At 58.9% G+C, this 18,526-nt stretch carries 20 protein-coding genes, 1 tRNA gene and 1 pseudogene; 8 read left to right on the top strand and 14 right to left on the bottom strand.

The window, feature by feature from the left end:
• Window positions 1-11 precede the first annotated feature (11 nt).
• Genes AC2TC0_RS07510 through AC2TC0_RS07495 form a run of 4 tightly spaced genes read right to left on the bottom strand, consistent with a single transcriptional unit; the run spans window position 12 to window position 3,843 of the window.
• A complete protein-coding gene (locus AC2TC0_RS07510) occupies window positions 12-2,417 on the bottom strand; it encodes a VirB4 family type IV secretion/conjugal transfer ATPase (RefSeq protein ID WP_484716890.1) in 2,406 nt (801 codons plus the stop codon).
• A complete protein-coding gene (locus AC2TC0_RS07505; RefSeq protein WP_484716889.1) occupies window positions 2,410-2,754 on the bottom strand; it encodes a VirB3 family type IV secretion system protein in 345 nt (114 codons plus the stop codon). The genes AC2TC0_RS07510 and AC2TC0_RS07505 overlap by 8 nt, the downstream gene beginning before the upstream one ends.
• 4 nt (window positions 2,755-2,758) lie before the next feature.
• On the bottom strand, window positions 2,759-3,124 hold the full coding sequence (locus AC2TC0_RS07500) for a TrbC/VirB2 family protein (RefSeq protein WP_484716888.1): 366 nt from the start codon (window positions 3,122-3,124) through the stop codon (window positions 2,759-2,761).
• The gene (locus AC2TC0_RS07495) at window positions 3,121-3,843 is read right to left on the bottom strand and encodes a lytic transglycosylase domain-containing protein (RefSeq protein WP_484716887.1); all 723 of its coding nucleotides are present in this window, start codon (window positions 3,841-3,843) and stop codon (window positions 3,121-3,123) included. Before AC2TC0_RS07495 ends, AC2TC0_RS07500 begins: the two co-directional genes overlap by 4 nt.
• Before the next feature lie 188 nt (window positions 3,844-4,031).
• Here AC2TC0_RS07495 and AC2TC0_RS07490 point away from each other — a divergent pair, with 188 nt between their 5' ends.
• Window positions 4,032-4,586 carry an Lrp/AsnC family transcriptional regulator gene (locus AC2TC0_RS07490; protein ID WP_484716886.1) on the top strand — a complete coding sequence of 185 codons (555 nt, stop codon included), beginning with the start codon at window positions 4,032-4,034 and terminating at the stop codon, window positions 4,584-4,586.
• Window positions 4,587-4,732: 146 nt separating this feature from the next.
• Here AC2TC0_RS07490 and AC2TC0_RS07485 read toward each other — a convergent pair whose 3' ends face one another.
• From AC2TC0_RS07485 to AC2TC0_RS07460, 6 genes and pseudogenes are all read right to left on the bottom strand, one after another.
• Window positions 4,733-5,830, bottom strand: a complete 1,098-nt coding sequence (locus tag AC2TC0_RS07485) for a saccharopine dehydrogenase family protein (RefSeq protein WP_484716885.1) — start codon at window positions 5,828-5,830, stop codon at window positions 4,733-4,735.
• Window positions 5,831-5,841: 11 nt separating this feature from the next.
• Window positions 5,842-6,207, bottom strand: a complete 366-nt coding sequence (locus AC2TC0_RS07480; protein ID WP_484716884.1) for a hypothetical protein — start codon at window positions 6,205-6,207, stop codon at window positions 5,842-5,844.
• Window positions 6,204-6,590 carry a hypothetical protein gene (locus AC2TC0_RS07475; protein ID WP_484716883.1) on the bottom strand — a complete coding sequence of 129 codons (387 nt, stop codon included), beginning with the start codon at window positions 6,588-6,590 and terminating at the stop codon, window positions 6,204-6,206. Before AC2TC0_RS07475 ends, AC2TC0_RS07480 begins: the two co-directional genes overlap by 4 nt.
• A 9-nt stretch (window positions 6,591-6,599) precedes the next feature.
• A complete protein-coding gene (locus tag AC2TC0_RS07470) occupies window positions 6,600-8,144 on the bottom strand; it encodes a GMC family oxidoreductase N-terminal domain-containing protein (RefSeq protein ID WP_484716882.1) in 1,545 nt (514 codons plus the stop codon).
• On the bottom strand, window positions 8,141-8,569 hold the full coding sequence (locus tag AC2TC0_RS07465) for a hypothetical protein (RefSeq protein ID WP_484717501.1): 429 nt from the start codon (window positions 8,567-8,569) through the stop codon (window positions 8,141-8,143). Before AC2TC0_RS07465 ends, AC2TC0_RS07470 begins: the two co-directional genes overlap by 4 nt.
• A 99-nt stretch (window positions 8,570-8,668) precedes the next feature.
• A pseudogene (locus AC2TC0_RS07460) lies at window positions 8,669-8,746 on the bottom strand (twin-arginine translocation signal domain-containing protein); the annotation flags it as partial.
• A gap of 157 nt (window positions 8,747-8,903) precedes the next feature.
• On the opposite strand from AC2TC0_RS07460, the gene AC2TC0_RS07455 reads away from it, so the two are divergent.
• The gene (locus tag AC2TC0_RS07455) at window positions 8,904-11,096 is read left to right on the top strand and encodes a TonB-dependent receptor (protein WP_484716881.1); all 2,193 of its coding nucleotides are present in this window, start codon (window positions 8,904-8,906) and stop codon (window positions 11,094-11,096) included.
• A 34-nt stretch (window positions 11,097-11,130) separates the two neighbouring features.
• Complete coding sequence (locus AC2TC0_RS07450; RefSeq protein ID WP_484716880.1) at window positions 11,131-11,760, top strand: TetR/AcrR family transcriptional regulator; 630 nt, start codon at window positions 11,131-11,133, stop codon at window positions 11,758-11,760.
• 22 nt (window positions 11,761-11,782) lie between these two features.
• Here AC2TC0_RS07450 and AC2TC0_RS07445 read toward each other — a convergent pair whose 3' ends face one another.
• Window positions 11,783-12,568 carry an SDR family oxidoreductase gene (locus tag AC2TC0_RS07445; RefSeq protein ID WP_484716879.1) on the bottom strand — a complete coding sequence of 262 codons (786 nt, stop codon included), beginning with the start codon at window positions 12,566-12,568 and terminating at the stop codon, window positions 11,783-11,785.
• Window positions 12,569-12,605: 37 nt separating this feature from the next.
• Window positions 12,606-13,607, bottom strand: a complete 1,002-nt coding sequence (locus tag AC2TC0_RS07440; RefSeq protein WP_484716878.1) for a hypothetical protein — start codon at window positions 13,605-13,607, stop codon at window positions 12,606-12,608.
• 370 nt (window positions 13,608-13,977) lie between these two features.
• Here AC2TC0_RS07440 and AC2TC0_RS07435 point away from each other — a divergent pair, with 370 nt between their 5' ends.
• The 3 genes from AC2TC0_RS07435 (at window position 13,978) to AC2TC0_RS07425 (ending at window position 16,398) form a co-directional block, all read left to right on the top strand.
• Entirely contained in the window at window positions 13,978-14,259 is a 282-nt protein-coding gene (locus AC2TC0_RS07435; protein ID WP_484716877.1) for a hypothetical protein, read from the top strand.
• A gap of 165 nt (window positions 14,260-14,424) precedes the next feature.
• Complete coding sequence (locus tag AC2TC0_RS07430; RefSeq protein ID WP_484716876.1) at window positions 14,425-15,918, top strand: ABC transporter substrate-binding protein; 1,494 nt, start codon at window positions 14,425-14,427, stop codon at window positions 15,916-15,918.
• A gap of 42 nt (window positions 15,919-15,960) precedes the next feature.
• Window positions 15,961-16,398: a DUF4112 domain-containing protein gene (locus AC2TC0_RS07425; RefSeq protein WP_484716875.1), complete on the top strand. Its 438-nt coding sequence runs from the start codon at window positions 15,961-15,963 to the stop codon at window positions 16,396-16,398.
• 10 nt (window positions 16,399-16,408) lie between these two features.
• Here AC2TC0_RS07425 and AC2TC0_RS07420 read toward each other — a convergent pair.
• Window positions 16,409-16,495: transfer RNA gene (locus tag AC2TC0_RS07420), tRNA-Tyr, on the bottom strand.
• An 82-nt stretch (window positions 16,496-16,577) separates the two neighbouring features.
• On the opposite strand from AC2TC0_RS07420, the gene AC2TC0_RS07415 reads away from it, so the two are divergent.
• Complete coding sequence (locus AC2TC0_RS07415; RefSeq protein ID WP_484716874.1) at window positions 16,578-17,351, top strand: TrmH family RNA methyltransferase; 774 nt, start codon at window positions 16,578-16,580, stop codon at window positions 17,349-17,351.
• A gap of 109 nt (window positions 17,352-17,460) precedes the next feature.
• On the opposite strand, the gene AC2TC0_RS07410 is transcribed toward AC2TC0_RS07415, so the two are convergent.
• Window positions 17,461-17,778 carry a 2Fe-2S iron-sulfur cluster-binding protein gene (locus AC2TC0_RS07410; RefSeq protein WP_484716873.1) on the bottom strand — a complete coding sequence of 106 codons (318 nt, stop codon included), beginning with the start codon at window positions 17,776-17,778 and terminating at the stop codon, window positions 17,461-17,463.
• A gap of 104 nt (window positions 17,779-17,882) precedes the next feature.
• On the opposite strand from AC2TC0_RS07410, the gene AC2TC0_RS07405 reads away from it, so the two are divergent.
• A complete protein-coding gene (locus AC2TC0_RS07405; RefSeq protein ID WP_484716872.1) occupies window positions 17,883-18,500 on the top strand; it encodes a DNA-3-methyladenine glycosylase family protein in 618 nt (205 codons plus the stop codon).
• Window positions 18,501-18,526: the final 26 nt, after the last annotated feature.

Below are 18,526 nucleotides of genomic sequence, written 5' to 3'. Positions count from 1 at the left end.
TTTCCTTCAGTTCAACTTGGACGCCTCCGTTTGTGGAAGAGGGGGAGCCAGACGGCGGGATCGCTGCCCGCCTCGACAATCACTTCGTCGGCAACGGCGGTGGTTTCCGCACGTCCCGACAGCACAGCCAGTTCATCATCAAGTCCGGCGAGATCGAGTTCGACCACCACGCTGTCATGGCCTTGCTTAACCAGAAACTTGTGGCTCTCCGGCGCAAGTTCCTCGCGCACCAAACTGTATTCGGCCTCGGAGAGTGCGAAGCCTTCGACATAATCGCGACGCGCCCCGAACGGGTTTGGCAGCATGATTTTGGTAGCGACCTGTTCGAGGATCGAATGGCTGATGTCGCTCTTGAGCGCGTCCGCCGGTGATTGGGTAGCAAACACCAGCACGGCGTTGCGCTTGCGATAGGTCTTGAGGCCGTCCTGGGCGAAGCGGCGGAAAGCCTCGTCGCCGAGTGCCTTCCAGAATTCGTCGATGCAGATCACCATCCGTTCGCCGGTCAGCAGCCGGTCGATTCGGTGGAAAAGATAGAGCATGACCGGCGTGCGAATGTCGGCATTGTCGAGAAAATCGGTCATGTCGAAGCCGATGAACCGGGCATCGAGTGTCATGCTGTCCGCCGGATTGTCGAACACCCAGCCTAGCGAGCCCTCGGATGTCCACTTTTCCAACCGCGCGCCGACGCCGCTCGCATCTTTCATGCCGAGCATCGAACGCAGTGCGCTCAGCGAGCGATCGGCAACGTCGAGTTTCATCACTGCGTTGATGCCGTCTTCGATCAGCCGTTCTTCCTGAACCGAGATCGGCCTTCCGTCCGCGCGGACGAGCTGGCGGATGAATAGTGACAGAAACGTCTTGTCTTCGGCCTTGTTGGAGAGCGCTTTGAGCGGGGAAAAGCCGGTCGGCTCGCCATTATGCAGCGCAAGATAGGTGCCGCCGCTTGCAGCGACGAAGATTTGGCTCCCTCGATCCTTGTCGATGAATATCTGCCGTGCGCCGGTCTTCTCGGTCTGCGCCATCAGGAAGTTCAAGAGCACGGTCTTGCCACCGCCCGACGGCCCGATGATGAGCGTATGGCCGAGATCGCCCTTATGGAAATTGAAGAAATAGGGGCTTCGCGCATTCGTTTTCAGCAAGGCGATGGCGTCGCCCCAATGGTTGCCGCTGGCACTGCCTGCCGGGAACGTATGGAACGGCGCGAACGCCGCGAAGTTGAGCGACGTGATCGGCGCGGGCCGTGCGCGCCAGGCAAAATTGCCGACGAGCTGCGACCAATAGGCCGCTTCGAGTGCCGCACCTTCGCGTGCTGCCACCATCCCGGTATCGGCAAGGGCGGCCCGTGCGACCGACATATGATCGCGCAGGCCCTTCATGCTGTCGGCATAGACCGCGAGTGTGAAATGGTGGTCGCCCAGCACAAAGCGGTTCGACATCAGATCATCGCTCGCGTCGATCAGCGCATCGGCCTGGCTGACCGCCCTGTCGCCGGCATTTTCCATTTGCGTCATTCGCAGCCGGAATTTCTCGGTCGCGGCAGCCCGCCCGAGGAATGTGAAGCTCTGCGTCAGCACGAACCCGAAATCGACCGACAGCAGAGCCTCGAACTGGCGCGGTGTCGTCTGAGCGGGATATTCGCGGATACCGAAGATCCCGCCGAACGCCGAGACATCGGCGTCGCGCACTTCTATGGTTTCGGCACCAAAGATCGTCCGCGAGCGATAGAGCGCGCCGCCGAGATGGCCGCGAACGACAGGAACGCGGCGGTGGCGACCCGTCATCACCATGTCGGCCACTTCCATCGTTTCAGAGAACATCAGCCCGCGATGCTCGTAGATCGCGCAGCGGCGCGGTTCGCAACGCGCCATCAGTTTCTCGAAATCGCGGGCCTTGTCGTCGAGTAGTTCGACAAGCGCCTCGTCGAGTATCGACCCTTGCGGCGCATCCCTGGACACGCGGCGTTTGAACAACTGGACTATTTTGTCTCCGCCCGTGGCGCCTGGCCGGATTACCAATGTGACGAAGAAGCGGTTGATGAACATCCGCTCGCAGTTGATCCGCCCGAAATAGGCGCGGTCGAGATCGGCGGCGAAGCCGGACTTGAATTTGCCGCCGGGATATTGATCGACGCGCAAGCGGATCAGATGCGTCCAGATCGACAGCCGTTCGTCGTGAAGGTTGCGAAACAGCCCGTTGAGTTTGGTGTGCCAATCGTTGAGATCACGAACATCGGCGGTCTCAAATGCGCGGCCCTGCAACTCGAAGGTCAGCATGATGTCGCCGGAATCGAGCGCCACCATATCCTCATTGATGTGCCGCGCGTAGGGCAGGAATTTGGCTGGATCAGCCTCGCGCTGCGCCACTTTCAGCGGCACAGCATTGCCGTGTTGGATATTCAGGGCGGGTAGCCTAGCCATGACGGCCAAAGCCTTTGCGGCGTAGCCCTGCCAGCGGCAGCGGCGAATAGCTGCTGCCGCCCCAGAAGGCGCGGTTGCGGTTGCCGAGCTTGGTCCGACCCCACAGGAACAGCAGGCGGAAGGCGTTGACGTCGTGGCGGACGATCAACCGCGAGATCGAATAGCCGAAGGCGACGACCAGCGCGGCATAGACCGGACTGTTGCTCCAGATCAGCACCGAGGCGCTGGAAATGAGCAACAACACCGCCGCCTCGATCGGAATCCCAGCCCACAGCGCCGGGCGTGTCACCGCGAGGAACAGCGTGTTTTTGGTCGGAGGTTCGGCGTCGTCGGTCATGGCGCTATCCGGCAATCGCGCCGACAATCGCGTCAGCCGAAAAGACGATGGCGATCCCGATAATCACCGTGACCAGCACCGCAGTCGAAGCCCGGCCGGTAAACCAGAGCAAGCCTGTGACGATAACGGCGATCACCGCGAGCGTGCGGAGCAGCGTCGAAGAGAGCAGGCCGCGCACCTTGCTGGCGAAGCTCTCCAGGTTCTGCGCGTAGGCAGGATCGGGGTTTGCAAACGAAATGATCGTCGCCGCAGCCAAGGCCGCGCCCCACAACACGGCGCTTTGCCGCCTCTTGGGCATGGCGCTGAATCTGGCGGCCAGATTTGCCCGCCAGGTGCCGATGCCGCGCCCGACTCTCAGGATAAAATTCATATGCTGCCCCTTTCGTTTTCAGCGAGAATCTGGGTTTCACGGTCGTAGGCGGCGCGTTCAAAGACGTTCCATCTGGGCGGTGGTGGGGGGCGGGATATGGTTGCCGGTGCCTGGGGCGCTGCGTTTTCCGAGATCAGCTGCTCGCGCAGATCGCCGCTTGCCGGTGCGGGAGGCATGGTCGAGGCGTATGATATGCCTGAGTTCGCAACGCCCGCATTGCCAACAACTTTGGCAACATAGCCATTGCGAAAACCGCGCGTCTGGCTTCCCGTGTTATACATCGAGAGCGCGACCCGAAGCGCGGATTGCGGATCGCGCCCGGCTTTCACCGCGTTATAGTTAGTGGTGAGGACGCGGGCCAACGCGGCAACATTTGTGCAGGGGTCGAATGCGTTCTCCCAGGTCAAGCCAAGCCAGCGCATGTTGTGCGAGTTGATTTGACCAAGTCCGAGATCCACGGAATATCCGGCGGCGACGAAACGCCTCGCGGTCGTAGCGGCATCGACAGCGTTGCTTTGATTTGGTGGCTGCCGTCCGCCGTTGACGTTGAGCGCGAATGGATTGCCGCTGCTTTCAGTTTGAATGATCGCAAGGACCGTTTCGGGTGCGACAGTTGGTGCGCATTGCGAAGCTAATGTCAACAAGGCCGCGGCACCATATTCCATCTCTAGCGATCCCATCAAATCTTCGGTTTTTCGTATCTTTTTCTTGCAGAACATTTCGCTTCAAGCGCGATCAACAATGCTGATACGTGTGGATAGCCTGTGAGGAGGAAGGTCAGCCATAGCTTATTGAAGGCGTGGCCGTCGTTCTGACTTAGCTATCGTCGCTAAATTGGGGAGTTCGCCTACATTTTTGTTGCCACGTATTTTGCAATTTTTATGGCATGATTTCATTGCCTGACTGATTGCTGTTCAAATCGGCGAAAGTTAAGGCGAAAGTTGGGATTTGCCTTTGGAATTTCAAGGCGTTGTCAGTGCCGCCCCGCTATAGACTGAGGATGAATCGAAGCCGCTATTTAGTTCGACAAATCGATGCGACTGATCGAGAGATAATCGCTGAGTTGACCCTAAACGGTCGCATAACCATCCGGGAGCTCGCGGCCCGGATTGGCCTGTCTAGCCCAAGCGTTACCGAGAGAATTCACAAGCTGGAGGATGCTGGTGCAATCCAAGGATATACCATTGCAGTTGACCCAGCAGTCTTTGGTCTCCGGATCGCGGCCCACGCACGAATCAGTGCTATGCCTGGACAAGTGAAACGCGTAATGCAGATGCTTGTCGATACTCCCCAAATTGTCGAAGCGGATCGGGTTACAGGTGAAGACTGTTTTCTTGTAAAAATTCTTGTCCAAGATGTCCAAGAGCTTGAGGCCGTGCTAGATCGTTTCTTGCCATTCTCTTCAACTGAAACCGCCATCGTACAATCCTCAACAGTCCGATGGCGCCTTCCAAAATTGTAGCTGCGTAGAAGCAGGGTGCATCTACCATCAAGGACGTAGATAACTGGTTGATCGTGACGCTGTGGTCGGCGCGACATAGGATCGGCGAATTCGAGAGGGCGTGGGCATCCGGAGCCGATCGAGCCAGTTACCAGAACCGGTTCTGGTCAACTGGCTCGGGTGATGGAGACACCCATCTCGCGCAACGAATCGAGAGCTCCTGCAAGATCAGGCGTTTGATCGGGAAAACTGATGCCAGATGGCACAATTGTTCGGCCCTTCAATGCGAGAACTCTCTCCACCTGAGCTACCGCCCCCGCCGCAGTCATGTGGGTTTGACCCAGCGCGTCGATGATGGACGAGCGCGTTCGCATTCGCTTTCCCTGAGCGTCGATTCCAACCGTTTCCACGATTACCTCGTGGGCGTCGCCTTCGCCGGGATTGTAAAGCATAGACTTGCGAATGCGGTCAAACATGGAAAGGCTCAGTATCTTCCAGATACCGGAATTGAGCATGAACCGCATGGAATTGAGGGCCGATGCATCATCGTATGAAAGCCTTGTTGAAACGCTAGAGGCACCCGTTGATTGAACGAGCGTGTACTGGTCGGGAGTGTCGAACCTATAGGTCTGGAACGATCGCCCCCCCGAAAATGTCACCTCGCGCGGATCGCTCAAAGCCTTCTTCATTTGTGTCTGGCCGTCGATCTGCACAGGGAAGGGGGTGGCGAGCCGGTCCGCATATTCCAGCGAATTCGGGCCGGCCTTGTCTTTGAGAGCATAGAGGATGTCGATGTCGATTGAATCGACGCGTTCGAATGTTTCGGCATCGGCAGCCGCGACGGTTGCAATCACGCCTGCCATCCACCCAGATGCTAGAACCACGGGAGCAGTGAGGCGAGCAGGTGCGAACCGAATGATCGAAGCATGCATGCGTTCCGTCCAACGAGTGATATCGAGATATGCAATCCCCCTTTTCGCGGTGGCATGGAGTAGCCTGTCCTGGCTGTCATTTGCGACGGCAAGGACGACATCCGGCATCGATGTCAGAACCGCCAACGGGTCGGCCTGATCGACATCGACGCGAAGCGCACGGGTGCCCGGAAACCGCCTAGCCGCCTCGGTAGCGGAAGCTTCCGATCGGCCCGCGATGATCAAGTCAAGCTCACGGTTTCGCGCGCTCAGAAGCTCGGCGATTTGCAGGCCGACAACACCATATCCGCCGACGATCAAGACACTCCGGCGCTCGTTTTTGCTTTTTTCCATGCTTGAGACTTTCAGGATTGAGCGCTGGTGTTGCTGTGCAACAACGGCTGAATGGTGTAGATTTGGAGCAGCAATGACAGCGGCCCCCAGATATTCTGTAGCGGCGGCAGGGGCAGCGAGAGCGGAAGCGTTGTTGTCATGTCCCAGAGCCACATGCCGATTAGGAACAGTCCTATCCTGCCTGCTAGAGATGCATATTTCGTCGGGTGGAGCAAAAAAACGAGCAGCCAACCCACTGCCTCGATACCATTGGCAATGGCGTGATCGAAATGAACTCTGGTCGGGAGATCGCTGTAGAGGAAATCGCCGTTCAGCAAAGAGAACGTCGACGAGCCAAAGCTGGCGACGGAAACGAGGGTCAACCAACGACGGATCATGCTGTTTGCTCCTTCCTGACACCAGCTCGCTCAAACGTGTATCCGGCGAGCAACTGGAGCACGACCACAGCGGAGCCCCACCACAAAAAGTAGGGCGGAAGAGGCATATCTAGGCGCCAGGTGGTCAGGACATCGAACCACATCATCCCGGCAACCCCATAGGCTAGACGGCCCGCTGCCTGTCCTTTCCCCAAGGCCGAAAGCACGAGGATGGAGGCCCAGCCGATGCTGGACAGACTATTGGCCGCGGCTTCCATCCGGATCATCGGCCCTGCAAGACCGATATTGTCGAACGCGCCCAAAGCGATGTTTCGCACTGTATCGGCATAGCTCACAATCTGGAGCCCGGCGAAAACTTGCGCGATGCGATATGCAATGGTCACGGCAATCTCCTATCCAAGTCGCGCCTGTATCGCGTTCGCCGCGATCACCGACCACGCCATGATGGTTAGCGACGGGTCGACGCTGGGAGGCCTTGGAAAGGCACTTGGATCGGCAACATAAAGGCCCGGAACTTCATATGCCTGATGGTCAGATCCAATCACGCTGGACTTGGGGTCTTTGCCCATGCGCAGCGCACCTGCCGGATGTGGACCACCCCAAAGTGTGTTGCCACCCGTCATGTCGAGATTGTCAAAGATCGAAATTTGTTTCGGGTCGCGGAGCCGGGTTCCTGCGATGTCGGGAACGATAATCTCGCGTGCGCCCGACGCAAACAGCAACATTGCCTGTTTCTTCAGCGCATCACGGGTCTTTAGCAGGTCGACGCCGCGCACTGTGTAGTCATATGTCGCGTTGCCATTGCCATCAATCACGATCTGGCCGGGCATCTCGTCATCAATCCACGATACGACGCTGCCGACATGGGTCAGCCGCTCCATGATCCGAGCATGGCGTTCCCCAAAGCCAGGGATTGTCGCCGCCAGAAACTCCGCCTGTATCTGGTTGGGATGCAGCAGGTAGCCGCCTTCGACATAGGTCTTGCCGTCGTAGCGAGGTAGCCGGAACTCGGTCGTCCCGGTGGCCGTCGGGATATTCTCCCACAACATGACGGGCTCATCGTACATTGCGTAAAGATAGGGACAGGGATTGAGGTAGAGATTCTTGCCGACCTGCCCACTGCCATTTGGTAGTTTCGAACGCATCCAGATCACAGCCGAAGCAAAGCCGCCGGCGGCCAGCACCACAATCTTTGCTTTGACCTTCAGCTTGTGACCATTAGGGCGGGACGTGGCCCTATCGATGAAGATCGCCGCGACTCCGCTCGCCTTTCCTGCATCATCGCGCGTGATGCCAACGACTTCGCAATCTGAGTAGAGCCTCGCGCCAGCGTCGATCGCCGCAGGAACGCTGGTGACCAGGGCGGACTGCTTGGCGTCATAGGAGCACCCTTGATAGCAATGCCCGCTTTTAGCGCAGCCGCGCCGCGCTTGCGGAACGCCTTCGACAGGCCATCCGAGCTTCTTCGCGCCAATGTCGAACAGCTGGTTCATCCGGTTATAATAATCCGGACCGGCGAGATGTACGTTCAGCTCTTTCTCTATCTGCTCGAATATGGGTTCGAGCGCCTCATGCTCATGGCCTTCAACACCCATCTGGACATAGAGATCGGCCCGGTCCTTGGGCAAGCGCCAGCTGTCGGCCCAGTAGTGGACGCTCGCGCCGCCGACGCAATTGCCGTACATGAGGGCGATTTCGCCGGTCGACGTCGTGCCCAGACCTCGTCTTCCGTCGATCCGGGCGAGCATGTTGTCGCTGCGTTGGTCCAGATCGCCCCGGGCAGCCGAGTAATATCCTCCGCGTTCAAGAACGATGACTTTTGCTCCGGACTGCGCAAGCCTGTGCGCGACGGTCATACCGCCGACGCCAGAACCGATGACAACGACATCAGCAGTCTCGTTGAGGTCGCTGGTTATTTGGCTATGTTCGATGATCATGATGCGGATGCCTCGGCGTTACGCGCGTTCATTTTTTCCAGATTGGCGATCCGGTTGCCACCTTCGAACAGTTTCTCGTCGACGAGGGGCCCGGAATAGCCAAGTGCGGGCCAAGTTCGGTCATCGGTGTAATAGAAGAATACGACCAGGAACCGGATGCCGTTATAGGCGGCGCGACGCAGCCCGGGCCCGGCATCGGCACAATTTGCGAGGAACAATTGCTTGTCCTTGCGACTCAGACCCGTAAATCGCGGGCCAAGCCCATCCACGAGGGGCATGTTCTCCAGAAGCACCAGCGATGCTTTGATGTCGTCGGCTAGGCTGGTTTCTTGGTGGAATGACAATTCGCGATCAATTCGCAAAGCGGTCATGGCTTTGCTGGCCCCTGGACCATTTTTGAGCGGGTGGATGATGGCGGCGGCCATAGCATCAAGGATTGCATATTCCTTGATCGACAGAAATTTCGGCACAGAACCCGCTGCCATCCGCTCATATTCCTCGTCGCTTCCGTGTAGCCAGAGATAGCCTCCGCCCACCGCTATTGCGGCAGCCGCTCCGGCGCCGAGAAACCCTCGCCGCGAAAAGAACGAGTATGGTGTCATTTCTCACTCCATGTTTTTGGTCGCTTAGCCATTTTTTCCCCCAGAAATGCCTGAAAAGCCTGATTTCGGCCAATGTGATTCATATCGTTTGACTATTATTTGGTCATATGACATAATTTTTGTCAACAGCAAAAATTGACTGACGAGGAGAAGGAAAATGAAGGGAGAGTTTGGAGGGCGCTGGTTCCGGGCAGCACTGTTGGCAGGCGTCGTGACGCTGGCACCGGCGACTATAGCAGCGGCGCAGCCGGCCAAGCTGGAGGCGACGGCATCGGAGCAAAGTGAAAATACGGTGGGAGTCGACGAAATTGTCGTTACGGCGCAATATCGCCGCGAGAGCCTGCAACGCGTTCCATTGGCAATCACCAGCGTGACCGGCGATTCGTTGCAACAGTCTGGCGTAAGCGACCTGACCGGCCTGTCCGCGAGCGTTCCGGGCCTCTATCTGTCCAGCTATTCGACCTTGTCGCCACAGGTGTTTGTCCGCGGCGTCGGTTCGAACGACGATGGCATCACGTCTGAAGGCGCAGTCGGCGTGTATCTCGACAACGTCTATGTCGGCCGCGCTTCGTCCGCCCTTTTCGATCTTTTTGATCTTGAGCGCGTTGAAGTGCTCCGCGGGCCGCAGGGCACGCTCTACGGGCGCAACACTAATGGCGGTGCGATAAAGATCGAGACGACCCAACCCGGCCCTGATTTTCATGCAGGGCTGGAACTGGGCTATGGCCGCTTCGATCAGCGCTCGGCACGCGGCTTGGTCAGTGGTCCGCTGGCCTCGAACGTGTTTGTGAAACTTTCAGGCAGCTACAAGGAACGCCATGGATGGACGCGCGATTCGATTACCGGCCGGAAACTCAATGACGAAGACAGCCTGAGCTTTCGAGGACAGTTGCGGATCGAGCCAACCAACACGCTCGACGTCACCTTCAGCATCGATCACTCCCGTGATCGCCCGTCCAGCACATTCAAGGAGGTTGTGGGCGGGACGCTGTTTGGTCTCTATCAGGAAAGCGCCGATCCCTTTTTAGGATCCTACGACCTTCCCGAGGCATTCATCCGGCGAAACATCCTAGGCGCCTCAATGTCCATCAACTGGGATTTGGGCGGTGCCAATATCTCGGCAATTTCGGCCTACCGCTCAACCAGCATCCACTATACCGAAGACTATGACAGCACACCCTTGCCTGTCGTACATCTCGATACGACGCAAAGAGCCCGGCAGTTCACGCAAGAACTCCGTATCGTATCAAAGGAGGGTGATTCCCCCTTCTCATGGATCGCGGGGCTGTTCTTCCTGCGCGACCGGGGACGTGGAAATGACCATTTCATTCTGCCATTTTTTGCACTTGATGACGAACTGACCGATGCCCGAACCCGAACCTCAAGCATCGCAGGCTATGGAGAGATAAGCTATCGGGTTACACCAAAGCTCAAGCTGACCGCCGGTGCGCGTTACACGCACGAACGCAAGCGCCTGGCGATTCAACGGCAGCTACTGCCATTCGCTGGCGGGCCTGCGTTCGATTTCATCCCGCTAACTACGCCCCGAACGTCCTTTAACAATTTTTCGCCGCGCTTTGTCGCCGAATATCAGGCGACTGACGACATACTCGGTTATGGTAGTGTAACTCGTGGATTCAAAAGCGGCGGTTTCAACAACTTCCCTGCCGATGCTGTTGCAGCGGCGACGCCCTTTTCGTCCGAGAAAATCACCGCTTATGAGGCAGGGCTCAAGGGTATGTTTCTCGACCGGCGCCTTCGGCTGAACACGGCCGTCTTCCTTTACGACTATAGCGATCTGCAGGTGTTCGCGCCGATCGACACCGGCGGTCAGGTGCCGGTCGTGCAGATTACGAACGCTGCGAAAGCGCGTGTGAAGGGCTTCGAGATCGAATTGACGGCAACACCCGTCCCTGACCTAAAGTTCGACATCAACTACGCCCATCTTGTTTCGCAGTACCGTCGCTTTCAGTTCGGGGCGCTTGACCTATCGGGAAACACCCTTCCGCGCGCCCCCCGCGATACGCTCAGCGTCTCTGCTGAATGGTCGCCACAACTCTCGTCGAATGTCGATCTCAACCTCCGTGGTGAGTATGTCTACAGCAGCAATCTGTTTTTTACGCCGTTCAACGATCCGGAACTGCAAACCGGAAGTGTAGGCTTGTTCAACGCCTCGCTTGGCGTCGCGCACAGCAATGATGGGTGGAGCTTGTCGCTCTACGGCCGAAATCTTGCCAACAAGCGCTATCTCGCTCATGGCATCGACGCCTTGGCTAGTACATTTGACCTAAAGACTGGGCAGTTGGCCGCACCCCGCCAATATGGTATCACTCTAGGCTGGAAATATTGATTGATGGGGGCTTCGTAGATTGTCGGTTGGTAAGGTGGCGAAGCCCAGCAGGCCGGGAACGGCGATTCATGAAAAGGGAAAGCGGCGGGTCGAGGAAATTCTTGATGCCGCTGTCCGTGTCTTGATCGACGAAGGCTATGGCCTCTTCACGATGCGACGCATCGCCGAGGCGGTCGACATACGGCTCAGCAACTTGCAATATTATTTCAAGACCAAGGAAGACTTGCTCAACGCACTGCTGAAGCGAACGGTCGACGACTACAATGCGGCTCTGTCGCACGTTACTCGCAATCGCGCAGGGTCGCCCAAAGCGCAGTTCCAACGCATGATCGAATATTTGCTGAAGGATCAGGACGAGAAGGCAAGCTGCCTCATTTTCTGGGAACTTTGGGCCCTGGCGGGCCGCGATCCAAGTATCGCCGGAATCATGAACAGCTATTATGACGTCTATCTTGATAAGATGACCGAGGCGATACGCTCGGTTTCCCCCCAAATGCCCAAGCGACGAGCGCAGCGCCATGCGGGTGTCATCGTGGCATTGATCGAAGGCGCTTCGCTATTTCGGGGTTTCGGTAAGCCCCGCCGTTCCTCGCTTGTCGGCTATGAGCGCGCCATATTGGAGCTTTGCGATCAACTTGCGTCGGAATGCGTTGAGGACGCCTAGTGTCTGGCTGGAACAGTTAACTTCAATCCAAAGATTTGCCGGTTGCCGCGTGAACCAAGCCGCCATCAATCGAAATGCTGTCGCCTAGGACATAGTCGCCGGCCCGGCTCGCGAGGTAAATCGCGGCTGCCGCAATGTCTTCAGCATCGCCCACGCGTCCCGCCGGAATGTGTCGCGCCATCTCGTCAGCGTGATCACGCGCACCGGGATTCATCTCCGATGCAAATGCGCCTGGCGCGATTGCCGTGACGTGAATTCGGTCTTCGGCGAGGCGCGCTGCCAATCTCTTCGTCAGGAACAGGATTGCCGCTTTCGATGCTTGATAGCTATAGGTTTCCCAAGGGCTAAGCCGCTGCCCATCCACAGAACCGACATTTATGACCTTCGCCGGTCGTTGCTCTACCGCCGCCTGCTTTAGCAATGGATACACCATCTGGGTAAGGAAGAAGGGCGATTTGACGTTCAGGTCCATCACCTTGTCCCATCCAGACTCCGGGAAAGCGTCGAATTTGGCGCCCCAAGTCGCGCCTGCATTGTTCACGAGAATATGGAGCTCGCTCTCACGCATCGAGAGGTCCTGAGCGAGCTGGCGGCAGCCGACGTGCGTCGATATATCGGCGGGAAGCGCTTCACACATGGGGCCAAGTTCGCGAGCTGCCGCAATGCAAGCATCGCCTTTCCTAGAAGAGATATAGACTTTGGCTCCAGCCGCAACGAAGCCGCTGGCGATCATCTTCCCAATACCGCGCGAACCGCCAGTTACAAGCGCAGTCCGCCCTTCCAGCGAAAACAAGTCTTTGATGTCCATCGTTGTCCGATCACCCTGTTAATGTGCCTGTCCAAGCTCAGCCTTGCACGGGAGGCAGGTCGCTAATTTCGATATCAGCATCCGCCAGACGCCGAACAGCGTCAGCGGCTGGAAGCAGAGACTCTGGGCTGTGAAAGCCTTTGGTGACCGCCGGTGCACCATCCAAACCAAGTATGCGCTCAATCGCGATGAGCACGCCCATCGCGGTCATGTGCGCCTGTCCTTTGGTGTCGCTGACCAATCGGTGTCTAATGCCGTCGCCGCCTGTTTCCAGCCGTCCGGATACTGTGATGTACAGGTCGTGGGAGCCCCCCCCGCCGGATCGCGTTCCCTCAGACTCTCCGATTGCAAGATCAAAACGGACATCGGCTGCGCCACTGGCCATCGCTAGGCTTGGTACATCAAGAACCCCCATCGGCCGACCATCGATCGGAGAGACCCCAAAGCGGTCGATGCTTCGGCCGTTGGTTTCGGGATCGATCCACTGCCAGCGACCAGATCGCCGAAGTAGAGCTCGCGAAAAAAAGGCCTCTCCATCGCCTTCGGTCATTGGACCGATCGGATCGGCGGGATCATAAACGGCAGCCAGCTCTATACTGTTCACCTGAGCGAACTCAGCGAACAGGTCCGCGCAGGCATAGGCCAGCACGCCGGCCTGCCAGTGGCCCAAAACAGCGACTGGTGTGCGGAGCCTATCTCCGCATGCCGCAAACAATTGGGGCGACACCTCGTCCGCCGTTTTAGTAATCCCGATATACGCGACCCGCCTCTCTACGGCCTCCGCAAACAGCGCCTCGTGAGGGTCTTTCAGAATGGCGACAATGAGATCGAGATCGCCAATTTGGTCAAGTGCCGCTTGGGGATTCAGAACGTCGAGGAACGCCACCGTGCAGTTGCTCAGTTCACTTGCGAGATCAATGCCGTCGCGGGGATTCCTCCCGGCCAAGACGATCTCGACGTCCGGATGCGCACGCCTCAGCAATCGTGCTACATTGCTCCCCACCAATCCATAACCGCCAGCCAATAGAATCCTTGCCAAGACCTGCCTCCTCAAATTCTGAGAAACGCTTAGTCCGCTGGCCGGGCTGCGGTCAAGATTTTTTGGTCATATGACATATTTTGTTGCCGCTCCTAGCTTTTTTGGGCCGCTGTCGTTGTGGAGTGCCGCTTGATCGTAAACCTCATTTCGACGTGCATCTGGGGGGGCGGCAAGGAAGATAGTCTCGAAGTTTGGGCCGACATGCTCCGTTCGCTGGCCGTAATTGGAGCAGCCATCGCGATGAAGATCGTCCACTGCTCCGATCCTTGCGGCACTCGCGACGGCCGCAACGCCGAGGTCGCAGGCGTCATCCTCGTTCGCCAACGGCATCCTTTGGCTGAACCGTTCCGAGCTTTATCGGCGCGAGGTCATGTCCGCATCCATGATCGCCATTTGGGGAGAGTTGCAGAAAGAAGGCGACATGATCCACTATATCTGCGACCGCACCGTCAATCACGATGACCTGTTGCGTTCGACTGGTCGCACCGAGTTCGCTATCGCTCTCGTACGCGGCGATGCCGCGAAGAACGGTGGCAAACCCGGTCCGTATGACCCAGAGGCACCGTGCGCGCGGACGCTGGCTTATCTGCCATTCAACGCAATGCCAGATGAAGAGGAATTACTGCGGTTTGACAGCCACGATTTCCATTGACTGAAACCCAAAAACTTACACAAAACCTTACACAGTTCTTGACGCGCAGAAAATAATGCAATATCTAACAAATACTTGCTGTAGTCTCGTCCCACTTAAAATCTGTTATCCATCTGGGTGTGCGGGTTCGAGTCCCGCCGTCCGCACCAGTGGAGAGGAAAAAGAATGATGGCAGCGGCTTTGCGCGGCGCAGCGGGCGCAATCGCCTTGCTCTCGCTTGCCAGCTGCGGCCTGTTTGGCGAGGATGATCCGATCCAGATTGCCGCCATCGGTCCATTGATCGCGGCGCCCAATCCCATGAACGGACCGCTATCGCCCCCTAATGCGCTCTTGCTCACCGCTACAGCGCAGGGGCTAGTCAGCATCGATGCCGAAGGACAAACCGACATTGGCCTTGCCGAGCGCTGGACGGTCACGAGCGACGGTTTGAGTTATATTTTCCGCTTGCGCGAAGCCGAATGGAGCGATGGCCGGCGGGTTACGGCGCGCGACGTGGCGAGGCTGATCACCCGCTATATTGCGACCACCAGCACCCATCCGCTCCGGCATAATTTTGCCGAGGTTGAATCGGTGCGCGCCATGACCGATCAGGTCATCGAAATCAGGCTGAAACGGCCGCAATCCCATTTGCTTGAGCTGTTGGCCCATCCATCGATGTCGCTGCCCAATCGCGGGCGCGGCTGGGGCCCGCTCGATGCCCGGCGCACCAACGGCCGGATCATGCTGGTGCCACAGCCTGATCCGCTCGCCGAAGATCCGGAAGAAGCGCAGGAAGCGGTCGAGGACCCGGCGGGCTGGGTGGAGCTGCGCGGCGTCTCGGCCCCCACCGCCATCGCGCGCTTTATCGATGGAAGTGTTGACGGTGTCTTTGGCGGGCGGATGGCCGATTTCCCCATCTATGTCGGTTCGCGCATTTCGCGCGCCCGGCTGGTGGTCGACCCGGTGCCCGGGCTGTTCGGGCTGGCCGTGGTCAATGCCGACGGATTTCTGGCCAATGACCGCAACCGCGATGCCATTTCCATGGCAATTGATCGCACGCGGGCGATCGGGGCGTTCGGGCTCGACGAATGGACGCCGCAGGCGACGCTGCGCCTGTCGCAAAATCTGCGCACGCCCGGCATCGATCCCTTGCTGCCGCCCTGGATTGAATTGACCATGCCCGAACGAAAGGCGCGCGCCGCCGCTATCGTCGCGGCCTATAAATCAACCGGTCGCAGCATCGCACCGCTGCGGATTGCACTGCCACAGGGGCCGGGTAGCCGCATCTTGTTCGCCTGGATCGCCGCCGACTTGCGCGCCATCGGGCTGCGCGCCCAGCGCGTGGGCATCACCGACGCCGCCGATCTGCGCCTGATTGATGAGGTCGCGCCGACCGACGACCCTATCTGGGCCTTTCGCCGCCTGACCTGCGGCAGCGCCGGCCGCATCAGCTGCAACCGCGAAGCAGATGTGCTGCTGAGCGAAGCCGAAGACGCTGCCGACGTTGCAGCGCGCGACGCCAAAATCGCCGAGGCAGAGGTGATCATGGTGCGCTATGCCGCCTGGATTCCGTTGGCGACCCCGCTGCGCTGGTCGGTGGTGTCGCCGCGGCTGAACGGTGTGCGCGCGAACAATCGCGGCGAACATCCATTGAATCGGCTGCGCACCGCCCCCAACTAGTTCATGCGGCCAACTGGGTCGCTTGTTGGACTATTGCCCAAAATGCCCATTCCCAACCCATCGTTCGACCAGCTCTTTTCTGCGCTGAATGTTGACACGACCAACCCGCACGCCGCGCTAAAGCGTGTCGAGGCGCTGGAACTGCTGCTCGAGCGCAGCATCATGATCCCGGGCATAAACCGCGCCATCGGGCTCGATGCGGTGCTCGGCCTTGTGCCCGTCGTTGGCGATCTGATCAGCGCTGCTCTCGGATCCTATATCATCTGGGAAGCGCGCAACCTGGGCTTGCCCAAATGGAAGTTGTGGCGGATGATGGGCAATCTGGCGGTCGATACCGCCGTCGGCGCCATCCCGCTGGCGGGCGACGCGTTCGACGTTCTGTTCCGATCGAGCAGTCGCAACCTGCGCATACTCAAAAAGCATTTGGGCAAACATGTCCCGGCCAGTCAGGTGATCGAGGGAGAGGTGCTTCGCCGCTGAATTCAAGCGGTGGTGGACAGGGCTGGATTCGAACCAGCGTACGGGAAACCCGGGCAGATTTACAGTCTGCTGCCTTTAACCACTCGGCCACCTGTCCATGGCGCTTGCCGCGCGAAGGCGGTCCCATGGCGAATGGGTGCTTGCGTGTCAACGCCTTGTCGTGACAAAGCGCCCAAATCATGACCCGCCAGTTTTCCCGCCATCGCCGCACCCCCACCGAACGCACCAAGGGCCAGCCGCCGCGCCTGTGGGGCCGCCATGCCGTTATCGCTGCGCTCGCCAATCCCGACCGCACCGTGAAGCGCATCTGGGGCACGCGCGAGGCGCTGGCGCAGCTCGATCTGCCCCCTGTCTTGCCGATCAGCTTTTGCGACGTCACTGACCTTGCCCGTCTCGTCCCCGGCGATGCACCGCATCAGGGGCTGGTCGCCGAAGTCGTGCCCTTGGACGATGTGCTGCTCGCCGATGTGCTGCAATATGAGGTCGATAATGACAGCAAACGGCCGTTTGTTATCCTCGATCAGGTGACCGATCCGCACAATATTGGCGCGGTGCTGCGCTCCGCTGCCGCCTTTGATGCTGCCGCGATTATCACGCAAGACCGCCACAGTCCGCCCGAAAGCGGCACCATCGCCAAGGCCGCTTCGGGCGCGCTGGAAGATGTGCCGTGGGTCCGCGTCGTCAACCTCGCTCGCGCACTCGACGAGATTGCCGAAGCCGGCTGGTGGCGCATCGCGCTCGACGGCGACAGCGACACCGATCTGGCCGCCACGCTCGATGGCAGCCGCGTCGCGCTGGTGCTGGGGGCCGAAGGCGACGGCATCCGCCACAATGTGATGGAACATTGCGACGCCATCGCGCGCCTGCCCATCAGCCCGCGGATGGAAAGCCTGAATATCTCGAACGCAGCGGCGATTGCGCTCTATGCCGTGGCGGTGGCTGGGAAGAAATAGCGGCAATCTTGCTCGTTTCGTCGTCCTGAACGTGTTTCAGGATAACAGGCCCAGCCCGCTGGTTATCCTGAAACACGTTCAGGATGACGAGGGGTTGGGAGGGTACCCCTCAATCCTCCGCCGCGATTGTCACGCGCAGGCCGTCCAGGTCCGCCGTGAACGGAATCTGGCACGATAGGCGCGAATATTCGCTGCGATCGCTCGTCGAATCGAGCAGGTCATTTTCATCCTCGCCCAGCTTGGGCAGTTTGCCCGCAAATGCCGGGTCGACATGGACATGACAGGTCGCGCACGAACAGCAACCACCGCACAGCGCCAGCAACTCGTCAAAGCCATTGTCGCGGATATTTTCCATGACGGTCAGGCTGGTATCGCCTTCGACTGCATGTTCATTCCCGTCCCGCGTCACGACAATCAGCTTGGCCATCGAGCATCCTTTCGGCAGCGCACCATGCGCGTTCCCGCCGCTATGTCGCGCGTTGCGCGGTTAATCAAGCGCTGCTAAAGCATGCGGAACAAAAGGGGGACGACATGGGTTTAAGCGCCGCACAGATCAAACAGGGGATCGACGCTGTCGCTGCGATCGACCCGCGCTTTTCCCGCGCGTTGGAGCATGCGGGCTATCCCGAACCGCGTATCCGCGAACGCGGTTACACCACGCTGCTGCGCACTATTGTCGGGCAGCAGATCAGCGTCGCGGCGGCCGCATCGGTGTGGAACAAGCTGGAGACAGCGCTGGGTGACGGCTGCCCGGCGCAGGCGGTCGCTGCTTCCGATTTCGCCGCGCTGCGCGCCTGCGGCCTATCGGCACAGAAACAGGGCTATGCGCGCAGCCTCGCCGAGCTGACACTGTCAGGCGGGCTTCCGCTCGACAATCTGCCCGAGGATGATGAAGAGGCCATTGCGCTATTGACGCAGGTAAAGGGCATCGGTCGCTGGTCGGCAGAGATTTACCTGCTGTTTGCCGAAGGCCGGCCCGACATCTGGCCAGCGGGCGATCTGGCGGTACAGGAAGCGGTCAAGCGCATATTGGCGCTGCCCGAACGCCCCGCGGAAAAAGCCGCACGCGCACTCGCCGAACCCTGGCGCCCGCACCGCGGCGCGATCGCGATATTGAGCTGGCACTGCTATAACATCGAGGCGATTTAGGGGGCCCCTCCGTCAGCGCTGCGCAC

It is taken from the genome of Sphingopyxis sp. sgz302558 (assembly GCF_057220455.1).
This window is presented reverse-complemented; position numbering and strand designations above follow the sequence as displayed.

Bases quoted from the DNA above. Each gene is read 5' to 3' on its own strand.
- AC2TC0_RS07495 (WP_484716887.1), bottom strand. From the start codon at position 3,843: ATGTTCTGCAAGAAAAAGATACGAAAAACCGAAGATTTGATGGGATCG.
- AC2TC0_RS07480 (WP_484716884.1), bottom strand. From the start codon at position 6,207: ATGATCCGTCGTTGGTTGACCCTCGTTTCCGTCGCCAGCTTTGGCTCG.
- AC2TC0_RS07445 (WP_484716879.1), bottom strand. From the start codon at position 12,568: ATGGACATCAAAGACTTGTTTTCGCTGGAAGGGCGGACTGCGCTTGTA.
- AC2TC0_RS07510 (WP_484716890.1), bottom strand. From the start codon at position 2,417: ATGGCTAGGCTACCCGCCCTGAATATCCAACACGGCAATGCTGTGCCG.
- AC2TC0_RS07485 (WP_484716885.1), bottom strand. From the start codon at position 5,830: ATGGAAAAAAGCAAAAACGAGCGCCGGAGTGTCTTGATCGTCGGCGGA.
- AC2TC0_RS07435 (WP_484716877.1), top strand. From the start codon at position 13,978: ATGTCCGCATCCATGATCGCCATTTGGGGAGAGTTGCAGAAAGAAGGC.
- AC2TC0_RS07470 (WP_484716882.1), bottom strand. From the start codon at position 8,144: ATGATCATCGAACATAGCCAAATAACCAGCGACCTCAACGAGACTGCT.
- AC2TC0_RS07455 (WP_484716881.1), top strand. From the start codon at position 8,904: ATGAAGGGAGAGTTTGGAGGGCGCTGGTTCCGGGCAGCACTGTTGGCA.
- AC2TC0_RS07405 (WP_484716872.1), top strand. From the start codon at position 17,883: ATGGGTTTAAGCGCCGCACAGATCAAACAGGGGATCGACGCTGTCGCT.
- AC2TC0_RS07465 (WP_484717501.1), bottom strand. From the start codon at position 8,569: ATGGCCGCCGCCATCATCCACCCGCTCAAAAATGGTCCAGGGGCCAGC.
- AC2TC0_RS07425 (WP_484716875.1), top strand. From the start codon at position 15,961: ATGCCCATTCCCAACCCATCGTTCGACCAGCTCTTTTCTGCGCTGAAT.
- AC2TC0_RS07410 (WP_484716873.1), bottom strand. From the start codon at position 17,778: ATGGCCAAGCTGATTGTCGTGACGCGGGACGGGAATGAACATGCAGTC.
- AC2TC0_RS07415 (WP_484716874.1), top strand. From the start codon at position 16,578: ATGACCCGCCAGTTTTCCCGCCATCGCCGCACCCCCACCGAACGCACC.
- AC2TC0_RS07500 (WP_484716888.1), bottom strand. From the start codon at position 3,124: ATGAATTTTATCCTGAGAGTCGGGCGCGGCATCGGCACCTGGCGGGCA.
- AC2TC0_RS07430 (WP_484716876.1), top strand. From the start codon at position 14,425: ATGATGGCAGCGGCTTTGCGCGGCGCAGCGGGCGCAATCGCCTTGCTC.
- AC2TC0_RS07505 (WP_484716889.1), bottom strand. From the start codon at position 2,754: ATGACCGACGACGCCGAACCTCCGACCAAAAACACGCTGTTCCTCGCG.